General features: G+C 63.2%; 14 protein-coding genes and 2 tRNA genes. 1 reads left to right on the top strand and 15 read right to left on the bottom strand.

Annotation, left to right across the window (positions count from 1 at the left end; translation table 11 throughout):
* Window positions 1-30 precede the first annotated feature (30 nt).
* The 15 genes from EI545_RS05730 to EI545_RS05660 form a co-directional block, all read right to left on the bottom strand.
* Window positions 31-1,101 (bottom strand): ABC transporter ATP-binding protein, encoded by a 1,071-nt coding sequence (locus tag EI545_RS05730; protein ID WP_125324577.1) that lies wholly within the window; start codon window positions 1,099-1,101, stop codon window positions 31-33.
* A complete protein-coding gene (locus tag EI545_RS05725) occupies window positions 1,098-1,904 on the bottom strand; it encodes an ABC transporter permease (protein WP_125324576.1) in 807 nt (268 codons plus the stop codon). Before EI545_RS05725 ends, EI545_RS05730 begins: the two co-directional genes overlap by 4 nt.
* On the bottom strand, window positions 1,894-2,766 hold the full coding sequence (locus tag EI545_RS05720; RefSeq protein WP_125324575.1) for an ABC transporter permease: 873 nt from the start codon (window positions 2,764-2,766) through the stop codon (window positions 1,894-1,896). Before EI545_RS05720 ends, EI545_RS05725 begins: the two co-directional genes overlap by 11 nt.
* A gap of 100 nt (window positions 2,767-2,866) precedes the next feature.
* Window positions 2,867-4,081 carry an ABC transporter substrate-binding protein gene (locus EI545_RS05715; RefSeq protein WP_125324574.1) on the bottom strand — a complete coding sequence of 405 codons (1,215 nt, stop codon included), beginning with the start codon at window positions 4,079-4,081 and terminating at the stop codon, window positions 2,867-2,869.
* Between the two features lie 98 nt (window positions 4,082-4,179).
* Window positions 4,180-4,254, bottom strand: a tRNA-Glu gene (locus tag EI545_RS05710).
* Window positions 4,255-4,299: 45 nt separating this feature from the next.
* On the bottom strand, window positions 4,300-5,100 hold the full coding sequence (locus EI545_RS05705) for a lytic murein transglycosylase (RefSeq protein ID WP_425471634.1): 801 nt from the start codon (window positions 5,098-5,100) through the stop codon (window positions 4,300-4,302).
* A gap of 103 nt (window positions 5,101-5,203) precedes the next feature.
* Window positions 5,204-5,278, bottom strand: a tRNA-Glu gene (locus EI545_RS05700).
* Window positions 5,279-5,348: 70 nt separating this feature from the next.
* Complete coding sequence (gene recJ, locus EI545_RS05695) at window positions 5,349-7,088, bottom strand: single-stranded-DNA-specific exonuclease RecJ (protein ID WP_125324573.1); 1,740 nt, start codon at window positions 7,086-7,088, stop codon at window positions 5,349-5,351.
* Window positions 7,089-7,325: 237 nt separating this feature from the next.
* Window positions 7,326-8,993, bottom strand: a complete 1,668-nt coding sequence (locus EI545_RS05690; protein WP_125324572.1) for a CRTAC1 family protein — start codon at window positions 8,991-8,993, stop codon at window positions 7,326-7,328.
* 149 nt (window positions 8,994-9,142) lie between these two features.
* Window positions 9,143-10,108: a class II fructose-bisphosphatase gene (gene glpX / locus EI545_RS05685; protein WP_125327257.1), complete on the bottom strand. Its 966-nt coding sequence runs from the start codon at window positions 10,106-10,108 to the stop codon at window positions 9,143-9,145.
* Between the two features lie 114 nt (window positions 10,109-10,222).
* Complete coding sequence (locus tag EI545_RS05680; RefSeq protein WP_125324571.1) at window positions 10,223-11,524, bottom strand: homoserine dehydrogenase; 1,302 nt, start codon at window positions 11,522-11,524, stop codon at window positions 10,223-10,225.
* A gap of 76 nt (window positions 11,525-11,600) precedes the next feature.
* The gene (locus EI545_RS05675) at window positions 11,601-11,804 is read right to left on the bottom strand and encodes a hypothetical protein (protein WP_125324570.1); all 204 of its coding nucleotides are present in this window, start codon (window positions 11,802-11,804) and stop codon (window positions 11,601-11,603) included.
* A gap of 14 nt (window positions 11,805-11,818) precedes the next feature.
* Window positions 11,819-12,430, bottom strand: a complete 612-nt coding sequence (locus EI545_RS05670) for a TadE/TadG family type IV pilus assembly protein (RefSeq protein WP_125324569.1) — start codon at window positions 12,428-12,430, stop codon at window positions 11,819-11,821.
* 8 nt (window positions 12,431-12,438) lie between these two features.
* Window positions 12,439-12,975 (bottom strand): TadE/TadG family type IV pilus assembly protein, encoded by a 537-nt coding sequence (locus tag EI545_RS05665; protein ID WP_164517228.1) that lies wholly within the window; start codon window positions 12,973-12,975, stop codon window positions 12,439-12,441.
* A gap of 5 nt (window positions 12,976-12,980) precedes the next feature.
* Window positions 12,981-14,864, bottom strand: coding sequence for a TadE/TadG family type IV pilus assembly protein (locus EI545_RS05660; protein WP_164517227.1), 1,884 nt, complete (start codon window positions 14,862-14,864; stop codon window positions 12,981-12,983).
* A 527-nt stretch (window positions 14,865-15,391) separates the two neighbouring features.
* Here EI545_RS05660 and EI545_RS05655 point away from each other — a divergent pair.
* Window positions 15,392-16,825, top strand: coding sequence for a Glu/Leu/Phe/Val family dehydrogenase (locus EI545_RS05655; RefSeq protein WP_125324566.1), 1,434 nt, complete (start codon window positions 15,392-15,394; stop codon window positions 16,823-16,825).
* The last annotated feature ends 39 nt before the right edge of the window (window positions 16,826-16,864 follow it).

Genomic DNA, 16,864 nt, shown 5'->3' with positions numbered 1-16,864 from the left:
GGACGGGTTCAGGGCCACCATCGTTCAGTGTCAACCGGCCTCGGTGCCGAGTGGTATGATCCACAATGCCTCAGGCGGCAGGGCGATCAGGGTTGTCTGGCCCGGCGTCAGGGTGCGGGCAACCTCGGGCGCCACCAGCGCCTGCAGGGGGGTGGTGCCGACCATCAGGTCAACCCGGCTTTGGCTGCCCAGAAAGGCGCAACCCTCAACCCTCGCGGTGCGTGGGTTTGCGTCAGTCGGGCCAGGCCCAAGCACAACCGCCTCGGGGCGGATGGTCAGGGTGCCGGGGCCGTTGGCCAGCGTGGCAGGCAGGCTGTCCGGCAAGGTGAGTGGGCCGATGGCGGACTGTAACACCCCTGCAGCAGCCGTTCCTGGCAGGAAGTTCACCCCGCCGAAGAACCGCGCAACGGCCAGCGATGCAGGTCTGCGGTAGATCGTGTCCGGCGGGGCATGCTGGGCAAGCTGCCCGTCCAGAAGCAGTGCGATCTGGTCCGCCAGCACGACCGCTTCGGTCTGGTCATGGGTCACGACAACGGTGGTCACGGCCATGTCGCGCTGCAGGGTCAGGATCAGGCTGCGCATTTCGTCCCGAAGGGCGGGATCAAGGCTGGAAAGGGGTTCGTCCAGCAGCAGCAGGTCCGGCTCCAGCACCAGTGCCCGGGCCAGCGCAGCCCGCTGGGCCTGACCACCCGAGAGTTCGTCCGGGCGACGCTGGCCAAGCCCGCCTAGGCGGACCCGGCCCAGCATCGCGTCAACCTGGGTAGCGATCCGGGCGGCGGGCAGGCCGCGCATGCGCAGGCCGAAGCCCACGTTCTGGGCCACCGTCAGATGCGGGAACAACAGCGGGTTCTGGAACACCATCACGACGCCACGCCGTTCGGGCGGCAGGGTCAGGATCGACCGACCGCCCAAGGCGATGTCGCCCGCATCGGGCGCGAAAAGCCCGGCGACCAGCTTCATGACCGTGGTCTTGCCCGCGCCCGATGGGCCAAGAAGCGCCGTGATCGTCCCGCTTGCAACCGTCAGGTCCAGCCCCCGGATCGTGGCAAGGTTGCCCCCGGGATGGGTCTTGGTCAGGCCGGTCAACTGCAGCGCCGTCATCGGCCGACCTGCAGGCCAAGGGCCGGGTTGCGCCCAGTCAGGCGGCGGGCGATCAGGGCCAGCGCCAGAAGACCGGGCAGGATGTAGATCAGGCTGACCGCTCCGGTCACATCATTGCGCCCCGAGGTGGCAAAGGTGAACAGCACCAGCGGCAGGGTCTGCACCTTGCCGCCCCCGATGCTGAGGGTCAGCAGGTATTGCGACCATGACACCAGAAAGGCAAACAGCGCCCCGGTCATCAAACCCGGCAGGATGGCGGGCAGGGTGACATGGAGGAAGACCTGCGCAGGCCGCGCGCCAAGCGATCGGGCCTGATCCTCAACATCGGTGTCGAAGCCCGCGAAGACGGCGGCCATGACCAGCGTCATGTAGGGCAGGACCGGGACCAGATGGGCAAGGATCACGCCCCAGACCGTGCCCGTCAGCCCCAGCCGCAGGAAGATGCCATGCAATCCTAACGCCACAGCGATCCCTGGCAGGATGGCCGGGGCGATCAGCAGCAGGATCACCAATCCCCTGCCGCGAAAGCGGTAAAGCCCCAGCGCCCGTCCAGCCGGGACACCGACCAGTGCCGCCAGAGCCGTCGCCGACGCCGCGATAGAGACCGTGACCCCAAGGCTTTGCAGCACGCCCGAGGTTGGCGACAGCGCATAGGCCCAGGCCTGTGTCGAAAGGTCGGGCGGAAGGAGGGCCGGAAAGCGCCAGCCATAGGCCACGGACCAGATCGCCAGCGGCACCAGCGGCAGGATCAGCCAAAGCGCCAGGGCAAACCCGGCAAGGGTGCGAAGGCCGTCACCGCGCATGGCGCCCCCGTTCGGCCAGCGGGCGGGCAAGCCGGGCATAGGCCAGCAGCATCAGGACCCCGAGCAGCGCGATGATGACGGCCATGGCCATCGCCTCGGGCCGGGCGGCAAGATCGACGTCGGTATAGCTTTGCCACGCCAGCACGGGCAGCGCCTTGGGGGAACTGGCGCCGAGCAGCAGCGGGATCTCATAGGCACCGAAGGCGAAAGCGAAGACCAGCACCGACGCGGCCAGAAGGCCCGGCATCAGCATCGGCAGGGTGACATGGCGGAACGCCTGCCAGCGGGTGGCGCCAAGGCTGCGGGCGGTCGCCTCATGGTCGACGCCGATGGATTGCAGGTTGGCCAACAGGATCAGGGTGATGAAGGGCACCTCTTTCCAGACGTAAAGCAGGATGACCCCGATTGCGAAGGGGTCGTGGGTCAGGGCCGGAAACTGCGCCGGCGCGGTGATCAGCCCGCCCGCATAGGCCAGCCGCGCAAAGGCGCCGGACTGCGACACAAGGTACAGCATCCCCACCGCCCCCACGACATGCGGCACGGTCAGGTTCATCTGGAACAGAAACCCGATCAGCTGCCGCCCGGGAAAGGTCTGCCGCAACAAGAGCGCGGCCCCAAGCGCCAGCACCGCCGAAAGCAGCGTCGACGCCAGCGCAATCCACAGCGACAGGCCAAGCGAGGCAAGGAAACCGGGCGAGGACAGGACGGCAGCATAGGCGGCAAGGTCAGGTTCGGTCAGCCCAAGCACCGGCATATAGCGGAAGGACCGGATCAGCGTCAGGCCAAGGGCTGCAAGAAACAGCCCGCCAAGGACCAAGAGGACGGGCAGAAGCAGCCAGACCGGGTTGGTCCGGCCAGTCATGCGGCGGGCCTTGGGTCTTTCATCCCTTCCTCGCGGTCGGTTTGCGCAATACTGCGGTCAGCGAAGCCAGCCTGCAAGGGCCACAGACGCTGCCCGAAGGTCAATTCCCGACCTGCGCCTGCCAGCCCGCCTCGATTGCCGTCAGCCAGTCGGCCTGCAGTTCCGGCAGGGCGGCTTTGGCCAGCTCTTCCGCCGACACCACCGAAGGATGCCCTTCAATCGCGGCGAAACCGGACTGAACCTCGGCCGAAGTGCGCGAAATCTCGATGGCGGGTGAGGCACCCCAGACCTCCGGCTTTGCCTTTTCCAGCTGCTCCTCGCCCGACAGAAGCAGGTTCTGCAGCACCATTGCCGCGGCCTTGTTCGGCGAATTGAACGGGATCAGCGTGTAGTTGGTGTTGCCGATGGTGCCATCAGCCAGCCCGAAGGACCGCGTGGTTTCGGGATAGGTTCCGGCCTGAACGGCAAGGCCGAACTGCGAGGGGTCGTAGTTGAAGGTGAAGGCCACTTCGCCATTGGCGAACAGCTCGTTCAGCTGGGCAATGGTGTTGGGATAAGTCTGGCCTTCGCGCCACAGGAAGGGCTCGATCTCATTCAGGATGGCCCAGGTCTTGGCGGCGGCGGCATCGAACTTGGCCTGATCGAAGGGGCCAAGCAGCGCATCCGCCCCACCCGCGGCATGATAGAAGACGTGGCGCACGAAGACCGACCCGGTGAAATCGGGCGGGGCGGGATAGGTGAAGCGGCCGGGGTTGGCCTTGATCCAGTCCAGCAGCGCGGCCATGTCGCGGGGCGGTTCGGGCACGTCGGCGCTGTCATGGGCAAAGGCGAACTGGACGGTGTTCCACGGCACTTCGCAGCCATCGACCGGCACGCCGAAATCATTCGCGATGGCCGGGTTGTCCCAGTTCACCAGCGCGTTGTTGGGCAGAAGGTCGGTATAGCCGCAAAACGCCAGATCGCCCTGCTTCATCGACCGGAAGTTTTCGCCGTTGATCCAGATCAGGTCCACGGTCCCGGCATCGGTCACGCCGGCCTCTTTCTCGGTCAGGACGATGTTCACCACTTCCACGGCGTCGGCCACGCCCACGCGGTTCAGGGTGATGTCATAATCCCGCTTCAGGATCGCGCCGACATGGTCCGACACATAGCGGTTGATCGTGTCAGCCCCACCCCACATGAACCAGTTGACCGTGCCACCCCGCGCCTGTTCCACGATCTGATCCCAGGACATGCCCTTCAGCGCATCGCCATCTGCGGTGTCGGCAAGGGCCGAGGTGGACAACAGCAAAAGCGCGGCAAGGGTGCGAAGCATGGGGGATTTCCGATTCAGGGCAAGACTATCCCCATCAAGCCGATCCCGGCCCGGAATGCCAGTCACATGCCTGTTGGGCAATTGTAACGAAGGGAAGGTGGCAGCCCGTAGGGGAGTCGAACCCCTCTTCCCAGGTTGAAAACCTGGTGTCCTAACCGATAGACGAACGGGCCACTCTGCGCGTCCTAGCGGGCGCTGCAGGCGGGTGCAAGGGGCAATCAGCCGTCGATCTGGGCACCCATCAGTGCGATGGCCTGCTGATAGACCTTGGCCGCGTTCCACTGCTTGATGACTTCGAAATTCGGCTCGCCCTCCTGATAGCCCTTGCCGGGTTTCCAGCCCTTTTGGCGCAGGAAGTTGGCGGTCGAGGCAAGGGCGTCGGTCATGTTGTAGAAATCCACCGTCCCGTCGCCATTGCCGTCGACCCCATAGGTCAGCGCGTTGCCGGGCAGGAATTGGGTGTGCCCAAGCTCGCCATGCTTGGCCCCGACGGTCTTCATCGAGATCGACCCCTGATCGACCAGCTTCAGCGCGCCGATAAGGTGGGGCTTGAAGAAGTCGGACCGGCGGCAGTCATAGGTCAGCGTGGCGATGGCCGACACCACATTGGTATCGCCCATGAAGCCGCCAAAGGCGGTTTCCATCCCATGGATGGCAATCAGCACCCCGGCGGGCACGCCATACTGTGCCTCAAGCGCTGCATAAAACTCGGTGTTCTTGGCCTTGCGGCTGCGGCCTTGCGCGATGATCGTGTCGGCGCCGCGCACCTGCAGGAACTTGTCCAAGGTGTACTTGAAGCTTTTCTGATTGCGGTCCGCCGAAATGGTGGCCTTGGAGTAGGACGTCGCCATCAACGCCTCGACCCCGCGCTTGCCTACGCCCGAGGCCTTGGCGTCGGCGGCCATCTCGGCCTTCCAGTCTTCATACCTGCCGCCGGTGTCACTGCAGCTGGTGGCATGGGCGGCCAAAGGCAAAAGCGCCAGAATGGCGGGGGCGGCAAAGCGAAAAGTCAGAGTCACGGGACGCACCTATGCAATTGTTTCCAGCGCCGGAATAGACGGCGCGACAGCATCAGACACACTGTGCAAAGGCTATGTGTCAAGTCACGATGTGTGGAAACCGTGGCAGCCCGTAGGGGAGTCGAACCCCTCTTCCCAGGTTGAAAACCTGGTGTCCTAACCGATAGACGAACGGGCCACGCTTTCGGTGGCGGGTGTCTAGAACGGGTGCCGCGGTTCTGCAAGCGGAATCTTGCGCTTCATGCCCCTCAGACCGGTGCGGCGTCTTCGACACGAAGCTGCACCTTTGTGCGGCCGTTCCAGTGGTTCAGCTCCAGCCGTCCGGCAAGGTGAAAGCGGCGATGGCCAGCGTTTTCCAGCGCCGGGCCAAGCGGGCCATCGAAGGCCCCGAAAAGGATGGCGTCCAGCCCCGGGCCTGTGCCGTCAGACAGCGTCAGCTTCAGATGTGCCGCGCCCATCCGTCTGGTGCTGACGGCGACATTGGCAAAGGCAAAGCGCGGGGCGGGGGCGGCTGCGCCAAAGGGGCCGGCATCCTCGATCTGTTCGACCAGCGCGACGGTGGCGGCGCTGGTGGTCAGGAGGCTGTCGATCCGCAGGTCCGAAGGTCCGCCGTCGCCTGCGCCCTGCCGGGCCAGAAGCTCGGCAAGGCGGGCCATCGCCGGTTCCAGCTGCGCGCGGGTCAGCGACAGGCCGGCGGCCATCTTGTGGCCACCGCCCTTGACGATCAGACCTTCCGCCGCGATGCGCTGGATCGCAGCACCAAGATCGACCCCCGGGACCGACCGGGCCGAGCCTTTGCCGTCGTCCCCGTCAAAGCCGATCACGACCGACGGCCGCTGCGCCGCCTCTTTCAGCCGCGCCGCGACGATGCCGACAACACCGGGGTGCCAGCCTTCACCCGCTGCCCAGACCAGTGGACCATCCAACCCGCGCGCTTCGGCCTGGGCCAAGGCCTCTTCGCGGACGGCTTCGGTGATCTCGCGTCGGTCGGTGTTCAGTTGGTCCAGCTTTGCCGCCATCGCCGCCGCCTCGGTGGGGTTGTCGGTCGCCAGCAGCCGCGCGCCAAGATCGGCCTGCCCGATGCGCCCGCCCGCGTTGACCCGGGGCCCAAGGAGGAAGCCAAGGGCGTAAGAGGTCGGGGCCTGATCCATCCGCGCGACATCCGCCAGCGCCCGCAGACCGGGGCGGTCGCGGCGGGCCATCACCTTGAGGCCCTGCCGCACGAAGGCCCGGTTGACGCCGACCAGGGGGGCCACATCCGCGACGGTCGCCAGCGCCACAAGGTCCAGCATCGCCATCAGATCGGGGCCTTGCTGGCCACTGGCGCGAAGCTGGCGGTTCGCTTCGACCAGCAGCAGGAAGACCACCCCGGCGGCGCAAAGATGGGCAAGCGTGCCGTCTTCGTCCTGCCGGTTGGGGTTCACGACCGCCAGCGCGGCGGGCAGGGTTTCAAGGGCGAGGTGGTGGTCCAGGATGACCACATCCGCCCCCTTGGCCGCCGCGATGGGATCGTGGGACAGGGTGCCACAGTCGACGCAGAGGATAAGGCTGTGATTGGCAGCAAGGGCGGACATCGCGGGGACATTCGGGCCATAGCCTTCGTCGATCCGGTCGGGGATATAAAGCGTCGCCCCACACCCCATCGCGCGAAGCCAGACGATGAGGAGCGCCGCCGAGGAGCCGCCGTCGACGTCGTAATCGGCGAAGATGGCGATCCGTTCCCTGGCCGTCACCGCGCGGATCAGACGGGCCGCGGCGGGGGCCATGTCCTTGAGGGTGAGGGGATCGGGCAGCAGGTCACGCAGGGCGGGGGCAAGGAAGGCGGGCGCCTCCTCCGGTGCCACCCCGCGGGCTGCGAGGATCCGGCAGAGCGGCAGGGGCAGGCGGGTCTGCTGGGCCATGCCTTCGGCCAGCCGATCCTGAGCGGCATCGGGGCCGGTCCAGCGGCGGCCGGTGAGGGAGGTTGTGACGTCAAGGAAGGCGGTCATGCGACAGGGGTGCCGTAAAGGCCATGGCCTTGCAAGGGGGGTATGGGGTGTCCCGGGCAGGGACAGGGGGCGGGTTGTTTTAAATCAAGGGGTTGGTTGTGGGCGTTAAGGAAATGGTAAGGGTTGGGGGCTGTGGAAAGACCGACGGACGGGCATTCAAGGGTCGAAAAACGGGGTGGATCGGGAGTGTGAGCAACTGAGAGGTGGCTGCTCCGGGCCCTTGGCTGCCGTTCAAGTCTACTGCGCAACGGAAATGATCTGATTGGCCTTGACCCTATCCACGACCGTCTCGGTCCCGTCTGCCCATTTGACGAGAACCGTAACTTCCGTGGAGTCGCCCAATCCGAAATGGAGTCTCTTGAAGTCCTGTACTTCTGAGTGGACGCCAGAGTATTGACCCCGTAGCATTCTAGTCCCATCGCTTGTTGTGACCGTCACGCGTGCGCCAAGTCCGCGCAGCATTTGCGGATCCACCAAATCCACTTGTAGCCAATTGTTCTTGGTCATCCCCTTCAGAAGGGTGTAGCCGCCATATGCTTTGGCTTCTTCGACATCACCCCGCCCATCCGAAAAAATGAGATCGAGAGCACCATCCAGGTCATAATCAGCAATTGAAACATTTCTGGCATCTCCCGTGTTCTTCTCATCTACGAACTCACTTTCGGAGAATCCTCCACTTCCATCATTCATCAGAACTGAGACATTAAACGGTCCATCATTTGCAGCTCTGTAGTATACCACAATATCCAAATATTTGTCGTTGTTGAGATCGCCCGTGACAAGTCCAACTGGGATCCGTTTCTCACTTGGTATCATTCCGCCAAGAACATTGTCGCCATTAAAGCTCACAAAGTTGATGCCATTACTGTTTGCATAAATCAGTTCGAAATTTCCATCGTTGTTGAAGTCAGAAACAGAGATATCGTTACTGTCTACTATGAAGCCACCAGAATTTCTGTAGGAATGGTTTCCTTCTGCATCTACCGACGCAAGGAAGAGGCGGCCGGGATTCGTGCTTCCCCGTCCATAGAAAAACAGATCGACAAGGTTATCATCATTGGCATGAAATGCTTTAGCTTCACCATAGCTGCCAATATTGAACTCAACATCCTTGCAGAGCCCCGGCAAAGTACATTCGGTTGTGGTAAAAACACTTTCGTCGCGAACAAATGTTCCTGACACGGTACGACGAAAAAGTGCGGTGCCCGCCAAACCATCCTTTCGCGGTGCGTTGATCAGCAGCAAACTCAGTTCGCCATTGCGGACTATGGGTAGGGCATACCGCCCTCGGGCCCCAGGATAGGCTAATCCAGTTTCAATAGCCCCTTCTACCGATTCTGAATCCGAAACTGGATCCCTGTCAAGTTTGTGGATCACGCTCATCGAATTCCTATCGCCGAACGCTGCCGTTCCCGACATGCCGCCGATCAGTTCAAAGATTTCCTCGTTTCCATCCATATCGAGATCAATGAACAAGGCTGAGTGCTGGTCCCCATTCCCAAGTTCAAGAAATTCCCACGTTTCCGGGTTCTTGCCGAGATCGTATATCAGGTGGGATGTTGGGAAACGATTATTCGTGCTTCTTTCCGTATGGTGGTTCAAGTACAAGTCTGGCCAAAGGTTTCCGTTTGCGTCACCCCAGGAAATAGACCAAGTCTGACCCTTGTACTCAATTCTTTCGCCGGTCAGGTCGGGAAGGTGGAGGATATTGGACACGTCTTCAAAGCAAACCGATTCATCTATTGCGCAAAACTTTGATCCACCTGCGGACAGCGTATACGCAGCTGCCGGAGCAGCCATCAAGGCGGCAATTGCCAGATATGAAGCAAGAACGAACAGTCTGCCAAGCATGGTGCGATATTCCGTTAATGACAATCCCCAAGTGGCCTTGTCATTAAGGGTCAATTTCCCCTCAAAATGCCGTCAGATCAAGGGCCTTGCGTGGTGAGCGGTTTCGGTCGTTGTGAAGCCGCCCCAAGTTGGGCGAACCAAGCCGCGTATTTCTGCCTCACCGGCTCCGTTTTTCAGCGGATTGGATGGCAGGTTGGTCCCAGCTATTTGACCGGGCTGCGGTAGGTCATCCGGCGGATGGAGCCGCTTTTGGACCGCATCAGGATGGTTTCCAGTGTGATCCAGCCCGGTTCCCGTTTGATCCCGGCAAGCAGAGACCCGCTGGTGACGCCCGTCGCGGCGAAGATCACGTCGGAGCGGACAAGGTCGTCACGGGTGTAGACGCGGTCGAAATTGGTGATGCCGGCTTTTCTGGCCCGGGCTTTTTCATCTTCGTTGCGGAACAGAAGTTTGCCGTAGAACTGCCCGCCCATGCATTTCAGCGCGGCGGCGGCCAACACCCCTTCGGGTGCGCCACCGGAGCCCATATACATGTCGATGCCGGTAATCTCGGGCTCGGCGCAGTGCATGACGCCCGCGACATCGCCGTCGGTGATGAGGCGGATCGCAGCACCGGTGGAGCGAAGTTCCGCGATCATGTCTTCGTGGCGCGGACGGTCAAGGACGCAGACGGTAATGTCTTCGGTCGAGCAGCCCTTGGCGGCGGCGAGGGCGGAGACCCGTTCGGACGGGGTCATGGACAGGGTCACGGTGCCGGGCTTCATGCCGGGCCCGATGGCAAGCTTGTCCATGTAGACGTCGGGGGCGTGGAGGAGCGTGCCGCGGGGGGCCATCGCGATGACGGTCAAGGCGTTCGGCATGTCCTTGGCAGTCAGGGTGGTGCCTTCCAGCGGATCAAGCGCGATGTCGACGGCGGGGCCGTTGCCGGTGCCGACTTCCTCGCCGATATACAGCATCGGGGCTTCGTCCCGCTCCCCCTCGCCGATGACGACGACGCCCTTGATGTCGAGCAGGTTCAACTGGTCGCGCATGGCGTTGACGGCGGCCTGATCGGCGGCCTTTTCATCGCCGCGCCCGATGAGGCTGGCAGAGGCGAGGGCGGCGGCCTCGGACACCCGGCCGAGGCCGAGGCTGAGAAGCCGGTCCTGGAATTGCGACTTTTCGGACATGTGGTTCCCCCCGTTTGGCACGGTGTAGCGGGGGGCCTGCGGCGGAGCAAGCGTGGTGACGCTAACAGGGCGCATCGGCTTGTCGTCCCGACCGAATGAGGCGATGGCGCGCGGTCAGACCTCTTCGATCCGGATCGCGACGGGTGTGCCGACAAGAACGCCGGTCGGCCCGAACTGGGACAGGGCGTGGGCCACGTCGGCCGGGGCGGCCTTGTGGGTGACGATCAGGACGATGGCGTTCTGTGCGGCGTCATCCGGGCGGTGCAACTGGCGCATCTGGTCGATCGAAATGCCCGCCTCACCCAGGCAGGTGGCGATCTTCGCCAGCGCGCCGGGTTTGTCGAGCAGCGTCATCCGCAGGTAGTAGGGTGCGGGGGTGGCAGAGCTTGCGGCGGTGGGCTGGGCCAGCTGTGTGGCCGGGATGCCGAAGGTCGGCAGGCGCAGGCCACGGGCGATGTCGATCACGTCGGCCATGACGGCGCTGGCCGTGGGGCCCATGCCCGCACCGGGGCCGCGCAGGACGATCTGGCCGACGCTGTCACCTTCCAGCACGACCATGTTGGTGCCGCCCTGCAGCTGACCCAAGGGCGAGGCGGAGGGGACAAGGCACGGGGTCATCCGCTGTTCCAGCCCCCGTCCGGTCATCTGCGCCACGCCGAGAAGCTTGATGCGGTAGCCCATATCCTCGGCCAGGCGGATGTCGTCGATCGAGACGTTGCCGATGCCTTCCAGTTCCACGGCGTCAAAGCTGACGCGGGTGCCAAAGGCGATGGCGGCAAGGAGCGACAGCTTGTGCCCGGCGTCGATGCCGCCGACGTCGAGGTTGGGGTCCGCCTCAAGATAGCCCAGCTGGCGCGCCTCTTCGAACACGGTGTCATAGGGCAGGCCTGCGGATTGCATCCGGGTCAGGATATAGTTGCAGGTGCCGTTCATCACGCCCATCACACGCTTCATCCGGTTGCCGGCAAGGCCTTCGGTCAGGGCCTTGATGACGGGAATGCCCCCGGCGACGGCGGCCTCGAACCGGATGACGCGGCCCTGCGCCTCGGCCGCTTCGGCAAGGGCCTGGCCGTGGTGTGCGAGCAGCGCCTTGTTGGCGGTGACCACATCCTTGCCCGCTGCAAGGGCCGCTTCGGTGGCGGCCTTGGCCGGTCCATCGTGGCCGCCCATCACCTCGACGAAGACGTCGATGTCGGGACGCCGGGCCAGCGCCACGGGGTCGGTTTCCCAAGCATAGGCCGACAGATCGGCGTCACGATTCTTTTGCGGGTCCCGGGCCGAAACGGCCGAGATGGTCACGGCGCGGCCGGTGCGGGCGGTGATCAGGTCGGCCTGGGCCTGGACGATCTTGACCACACCGATGCCCACGGTTCCAAGACCGGCAAGGCCAAGACGCAAGGGAGCAGCGGCTGACATGGGACGACCTTCGGGCTGGTTACGGGCAGTCGTCTGTTAGCCGGAAGCCGGGCGGGGTGCAACGCCATCAGGCATCCTAGTCAGGGATCGGACCGGAGAAGGCGCCATCGGCCTCGGCCAGCAGCTTGTCCAAGGGCTCAAGACTGGGGTAACCCTGCGCCGATGTCTCGGCCCGGTCACAGCCAGCAAGGCCTAGAGCCGCGACCAGCAGCACAAGCGCGGTTGCAGGGGGTGCCAGACGAAAGCCCCGCAAAGACTGCGGCGGTTGACTCAGGGGCATGGTGGCCGCCGGCGTCAGACGCAGGTGTCCGTGTCTTCAAGACAGACCCGGCGACGGCGTGGATAGGTCACGATGAACTGGGTGAAGGTCTGGTCGGAAATGCCGGGCGCGAAGTTCAGCACGCCGATATCGAAGCGGGGAACATAGTCGACCCAGGTTTCGACGATCAGCGCGGACTGCCCGTTGTCCAAGAGCGGGATGAAATCGCGCAGATCCTGAATCTCGTCTTCGGTGTAGGGAGCAATGCCGCCTCCACCCGAGGCGCGCGACCACAGCAGGACATATTCATCATCGCCCCAGCCGGTCGGAGTGCCTTCCGGCGCATTCTCAAGAAACTCGAAGCTGGTGATCCGCATCCGCGATTGCGGCGCGCCGGGGGTCAGGAAATCCAGCACGTTCTGCAGCCCCGCGACGAAATCTTCGGTCACCAGTTCCTGCCGGGACAGAAGGTCCGAAATCGAATAGGCGGCTTTCTGGGTCACGTTGATCGTGCGGAACACATCCCAGTACACGACAAGCGCGATGAACCCCCAGACGAGAAGCGGAAACAGCATGAGGAACTCAGCCAGCATGACGCCGCTTTCGTCCCGGGCAAAGTCACGCAGGCTTGTACGGAGGCGGTTCATCTTTTCCCTCACCCGGGTTCGTTAACAAAGACAGAAGTGACCACGATGGCATAGCTGCCGTCGTCTTCGCCGCCTTCCATCAGACCTGCGCCGATGATCGTTGTGGGGAACATCGGTTCCTCTTTCAGGCAGATCCGCAGAAGCATGATGTCGTTGTCCGACCCATAGGCGAATTCCCCCGGCGTCGGTTCCAGAATGATATCTTCATCGCGGTCGACGCAATAGCGTGGCGGCGCAACCATGGCGAAGGTCGCGGTATTGATTGGCTGCATCCAGACGGCCATGGCGTCAACGCAATCGGCGATATTTGCCACCAGCGCGGAGGTTTCGCAAAACAGCTCCTTCAGGTCGCTGTGGTCAATATTGTCCAGGTTGCCAAGACGGATGTCGCGCACCACGATGTCGACGCTGCGTTCCAGCATCACCGACCGGATCATGTAGAAGCTGCTTTCGAACGACGCGAAGAAGATCGTCAGGATGATCGGCACCAGCAACACGAATTCGATCGTGGCCGTGCCCCGTTCGTCGGCAAGGAAAGTCCGCATTGCCATCATTGGGTCAGCCTCAGATCCGAGATGTCGGTCGCGATCTCGTTGAAGGCAGCGGTCAGGGCGGCGCTGTCGGCGGCGTTATAGTAGTAGGTGATCTTCGGTTCAGAGGCGCAACCGTTGATCTGGGCCTGGCCCCCAGCCGGAGCAGCGAAGGCGATGCCGTAAATCTCGATCCCGGCGACGCGGGCTGCGGCACAGTTCTGTTGCAGCAGGCTGTTCAGGTTGTTCACACTGGACATGTAGGTGCCGCGCATCAGGTCCATGACGGTGTTGTAGTTTGAGGTGCCCGATACGCCGGACCGCATGTAAAGCTGCCGGGTGACATAGCTGACCGTCAGGTAGCGCCAGACCTCGCTCCAGTCGAGCTGGGTGGCCGTGATCATGACGGGCTGGCCGGAGGAGTTGAGGACAATGTCCCGTTCATCGTCCGGATCCGACCCGTCCGCCTGGGTATGCGGCCAGCGCACCACACCGCCCGGGCCTGCCGCGATCCACGAGTTCGGGTCGCAGTTGTATGACCCGGTGTTTGCAAGGGTTCTCAGCGTCCCGGTCCCAAGACCTTCGTTCGTTGCTGTCGCAGTGCCCCGGTCCCGTTCCTGCGTGTCTTTCATGTGCGGCAGGAAAAACTCACGGCCAGCACTGGCCGGAATGGTCCAGCCCATGCAGCTGGTCGGACGGGCGTTGTCGTTCAGATCGGTGCCGCCGGACCAGAAACGGATGGCATAGTTGCCATCAGTCCCGCGCCAGATTGGCGATGCGCCAGACTTGTAGTTGTCCTTGATGTGGGTGTTCGTGACGTGCGTACCATCCGTCATCAGGATGATGATCTTGCGGGTTTGGGTCGAATTGTTGTCAGCCGGGCGGCCAAGAACCGAAGGGTCGCCAATGGCCGTGTAGATTGGGCGGGCAGCTTGGTCGATCAGCCCCACACCCCAACGCATGCCAATCGCGATGTTCGTGTTGCCGGCGGCGACAAGGCCAGCAATCCGTTGCTTCAGAATTTCACCGTCCTTCGTGGGCATGACGATCTGGTTGGCGGTCGCTTCGTTCCGCGCTGTGGCGGTGTTGTCGGGGACGGTCGTGCAGGCGCGCGTTCCGGCATTCGGCACGCCCACGCTGGGCGCGATGAAGGCGTCACTGGTTGTCGTTCCGGTGTTGGAATCGGCCACCGCTGACATGCGGATGGGCGATGTCTGCGACAGAGCCGTGTCGCCATAGGACGTGGTCGGAAGCTCCATGCAGTCGATGTTCGGCACGCCTGCGTTGGCGACGCCGTCCCAGGTAGAAATGTTCCAGGCCGTGAACTGATTGCGCAGATTGACCGGAATGTTGACTTGGGCCGCATAGGGCACCATGCCGATCGACACGCCATTCTTGGTGTCATTCGCCTTCACGATATTGACGAAGTCGGTCGCAGCCTCGCGCAGGGCCTGGATCTTCGATTTGCCACCGCCGATGGGGTCGCCCATCGAGCCGGTGATGTCGAGGACCAGCATAACCTCAATCTGGGAAACGCCCTGGGCAGCAGCGGCCGTGGTCGGGCCTTCAAGATAGTCGTTCTTCGAATAGATGCCCATGAAGAAGTTGTAGGACCGCACGCTGGCCGACATCGTCACCCGGCGCTGACCTGCGTCTGCAAGGCTGGTGACGGAAGGGGCGCTGAAATCGACCATGGCAAGGTCTTCGCCGATGCCGGCTTTGTTAAACCAGTCCGCGGCGATCTGCTCGGGCGTGCGGGTCTGGTCAAGGCTGGCAGAGGCGAGGGCCGCGCGGTCCAGCGTCTGCTGCATGGTGACACGGCGGGTTTCAAAGCGCATCACGTCGACCGCGATGCCGCCAAACATGATCATGGCAAGGAACGTGAAGACGATGATCAAGGCCATCGACCCACCTTCATCGTCCCGGAAACGTCTCAATGAAGCGCTTGCACGTCCTAGGACCAACATAACTGTCGGTGTACGCATTATCGCAACCTTCCCAAATGGCAGCCAAGCCCGCAGCACGGCAGGATTTCCCGGAATTGATTAAGCCATAACTTCTGGCGGAAGTGTGGCATTTGCTGTGGAACAGCGGAAAAACCAGCGTTTCAGGAAACAATTGGGCGGGCTTTGCCGTCGGTTTGACACGGGATGTGGCAAATCCTCTGACTTTTGGGGTCCCAAAGCCGGGTTTGGCGACCCGTACAGGGTTAACCGATTCGCCATGTCAGCTTGCTATAGCCGAGGGGCCGGTGCGCGCCGATTCGGCCTTCGGCAAGTGCGCGGCCGGTCCCTGGCCACTCTGGTTTCGGCCAGTGTTTGCGCAAGCATCCGGCTTTGGGGTGCAGGCTGTGGGTTCACAGCCGGGATTTGCGCGCTAGGGTGCCACCCAAGGCGTCGGGAGGACGCTGTGTCGGAGAGGGAGAGACGCCATGCATGTGACCGGAGAGCCCAGCTTTCGCGAGTCGGTTGATCTGATGTTCAACCGGGCGGCAAAGCTGATGGATATGAGTCCAGGCCTGGAACAGAAGATCCGGGTCTGCAACTCGACCTATACGGTGCGCTTCGGCGTGCGGCTGCGCGGCAAGATCGAGACCTTCACCGGCTATCGGTCGGTGCATTCGGAACATATGGAGCCGGTAAAGGGCGGCATCCGCTATGCGCTGTCGGTCAACCAGGACGAGGTTGAGGCGCTGGCGGCGCTGATGACCTACAAATGCGCCTTGGTCGAGACGCCGTTCGGCGGATCGAAGGGCGGGCTGTGCATCGACCCGCGCCAATGGGACGACCATGAGCTGGAACAGATCACCCGGCGCTTCGCCTATGAGCTGATCAAGCGCGACCTGATCCACCCGGCGCAGAACGTGCCCGCCCCCGACATGGGCACGGGCGAGCGTGAGATGGCCTGGATCGCTGACCAATATGCGCGGATGAACACCACCGACATCAACGCGCGGGCCTGCGTGACCGGGAAGCCCCCGCACGCGGGCGGCATCCAAGGCCGGGTCGAGGCGACCGGGCGCGGGGTGCAATACGCCTTGCGGGAATTCTTCCGCCACAAGGAGGATGTGGCGCGGGCGGGCCTTACGGGCGACCTTGAGGGCAAGCGGGTGATCGTCCAAGGCCTTGGGAACGTGGGCTATCACGCGGCCAAGTTCCTGAGCGAGGAGGACGGCTGCAAGGTCATCGCGGTGATCGAACGCGACGGTGCGCTGCTGAACCCCAAGGGGCTGGACATCGAGGATGTTCGGCAATGGATGAACGGCCATGGCGGGTTGCTGGCGGGCTATCCCGGCGCTGAGCATGTCACCGATGGGGCGGCGGTGCTGGAGGCGGAGTGTGACCTCTTGATCCCGGCCGCGCTGGAAGGCGTGATCCATCTGGGCAATGCCGCGCGGATCAAGGCGCCCTTGATCATCGAGGCGGCGAACGGCCCGATCACCTTTGGCGCGGACGAGATCCTGCGGCAAAAGGGCTGCGTGATCGTGCCGGACATGTACGCCAACGCGGGGGGCGTCACGGTCAGCTATTTTGAATGGGTGAAGAACCTGTCCCACATCCGCTTTGGCCGGATGCAGCGCCGGGCGGAAGAGGCGCGCAGCCGTCTGATCGTCGAAGAACTTGAGCGTCTGAGCGCCGACCAGCACCTTGGCTGGACGCTGTCGCCCGATTTCAAGGAACGGTTCCTGACCGGGTCGGACGAACTGGCGCTGGTACGCTCGGGCCTCGATGACACGATGCGCACGGCCTATCAGGCGATGCGCGAAGTCTGGCACGGGCGCGAGGGGGTCGAGGACCTGCGGGTGGCGGCCTATATCGTGTCGATCAGCCGGGTGGCGTCCGCCTATCGGTCGAAGGGCCTGTAACGGTTTCTTTCCAGCAGCCGAAGGGTGCCGAGAGCCTGC

The sequence above is a fragment of the Tabrizicola piscis genome, assembly GCF_003940805.1.
Classification (GTDB): domain Bacteria; phylum Pseudomonadota; class Alphaproteobacteria; order Rhodobacterales; family Rhodobacteraceae; genus Tabrizicola; species Tabrizicola piscis.
The sequence above is the reverse complement of the archived record's forward strand: the minus strand, read 5'-3'. Positions and strand labels throughout refer to the sequence as shown.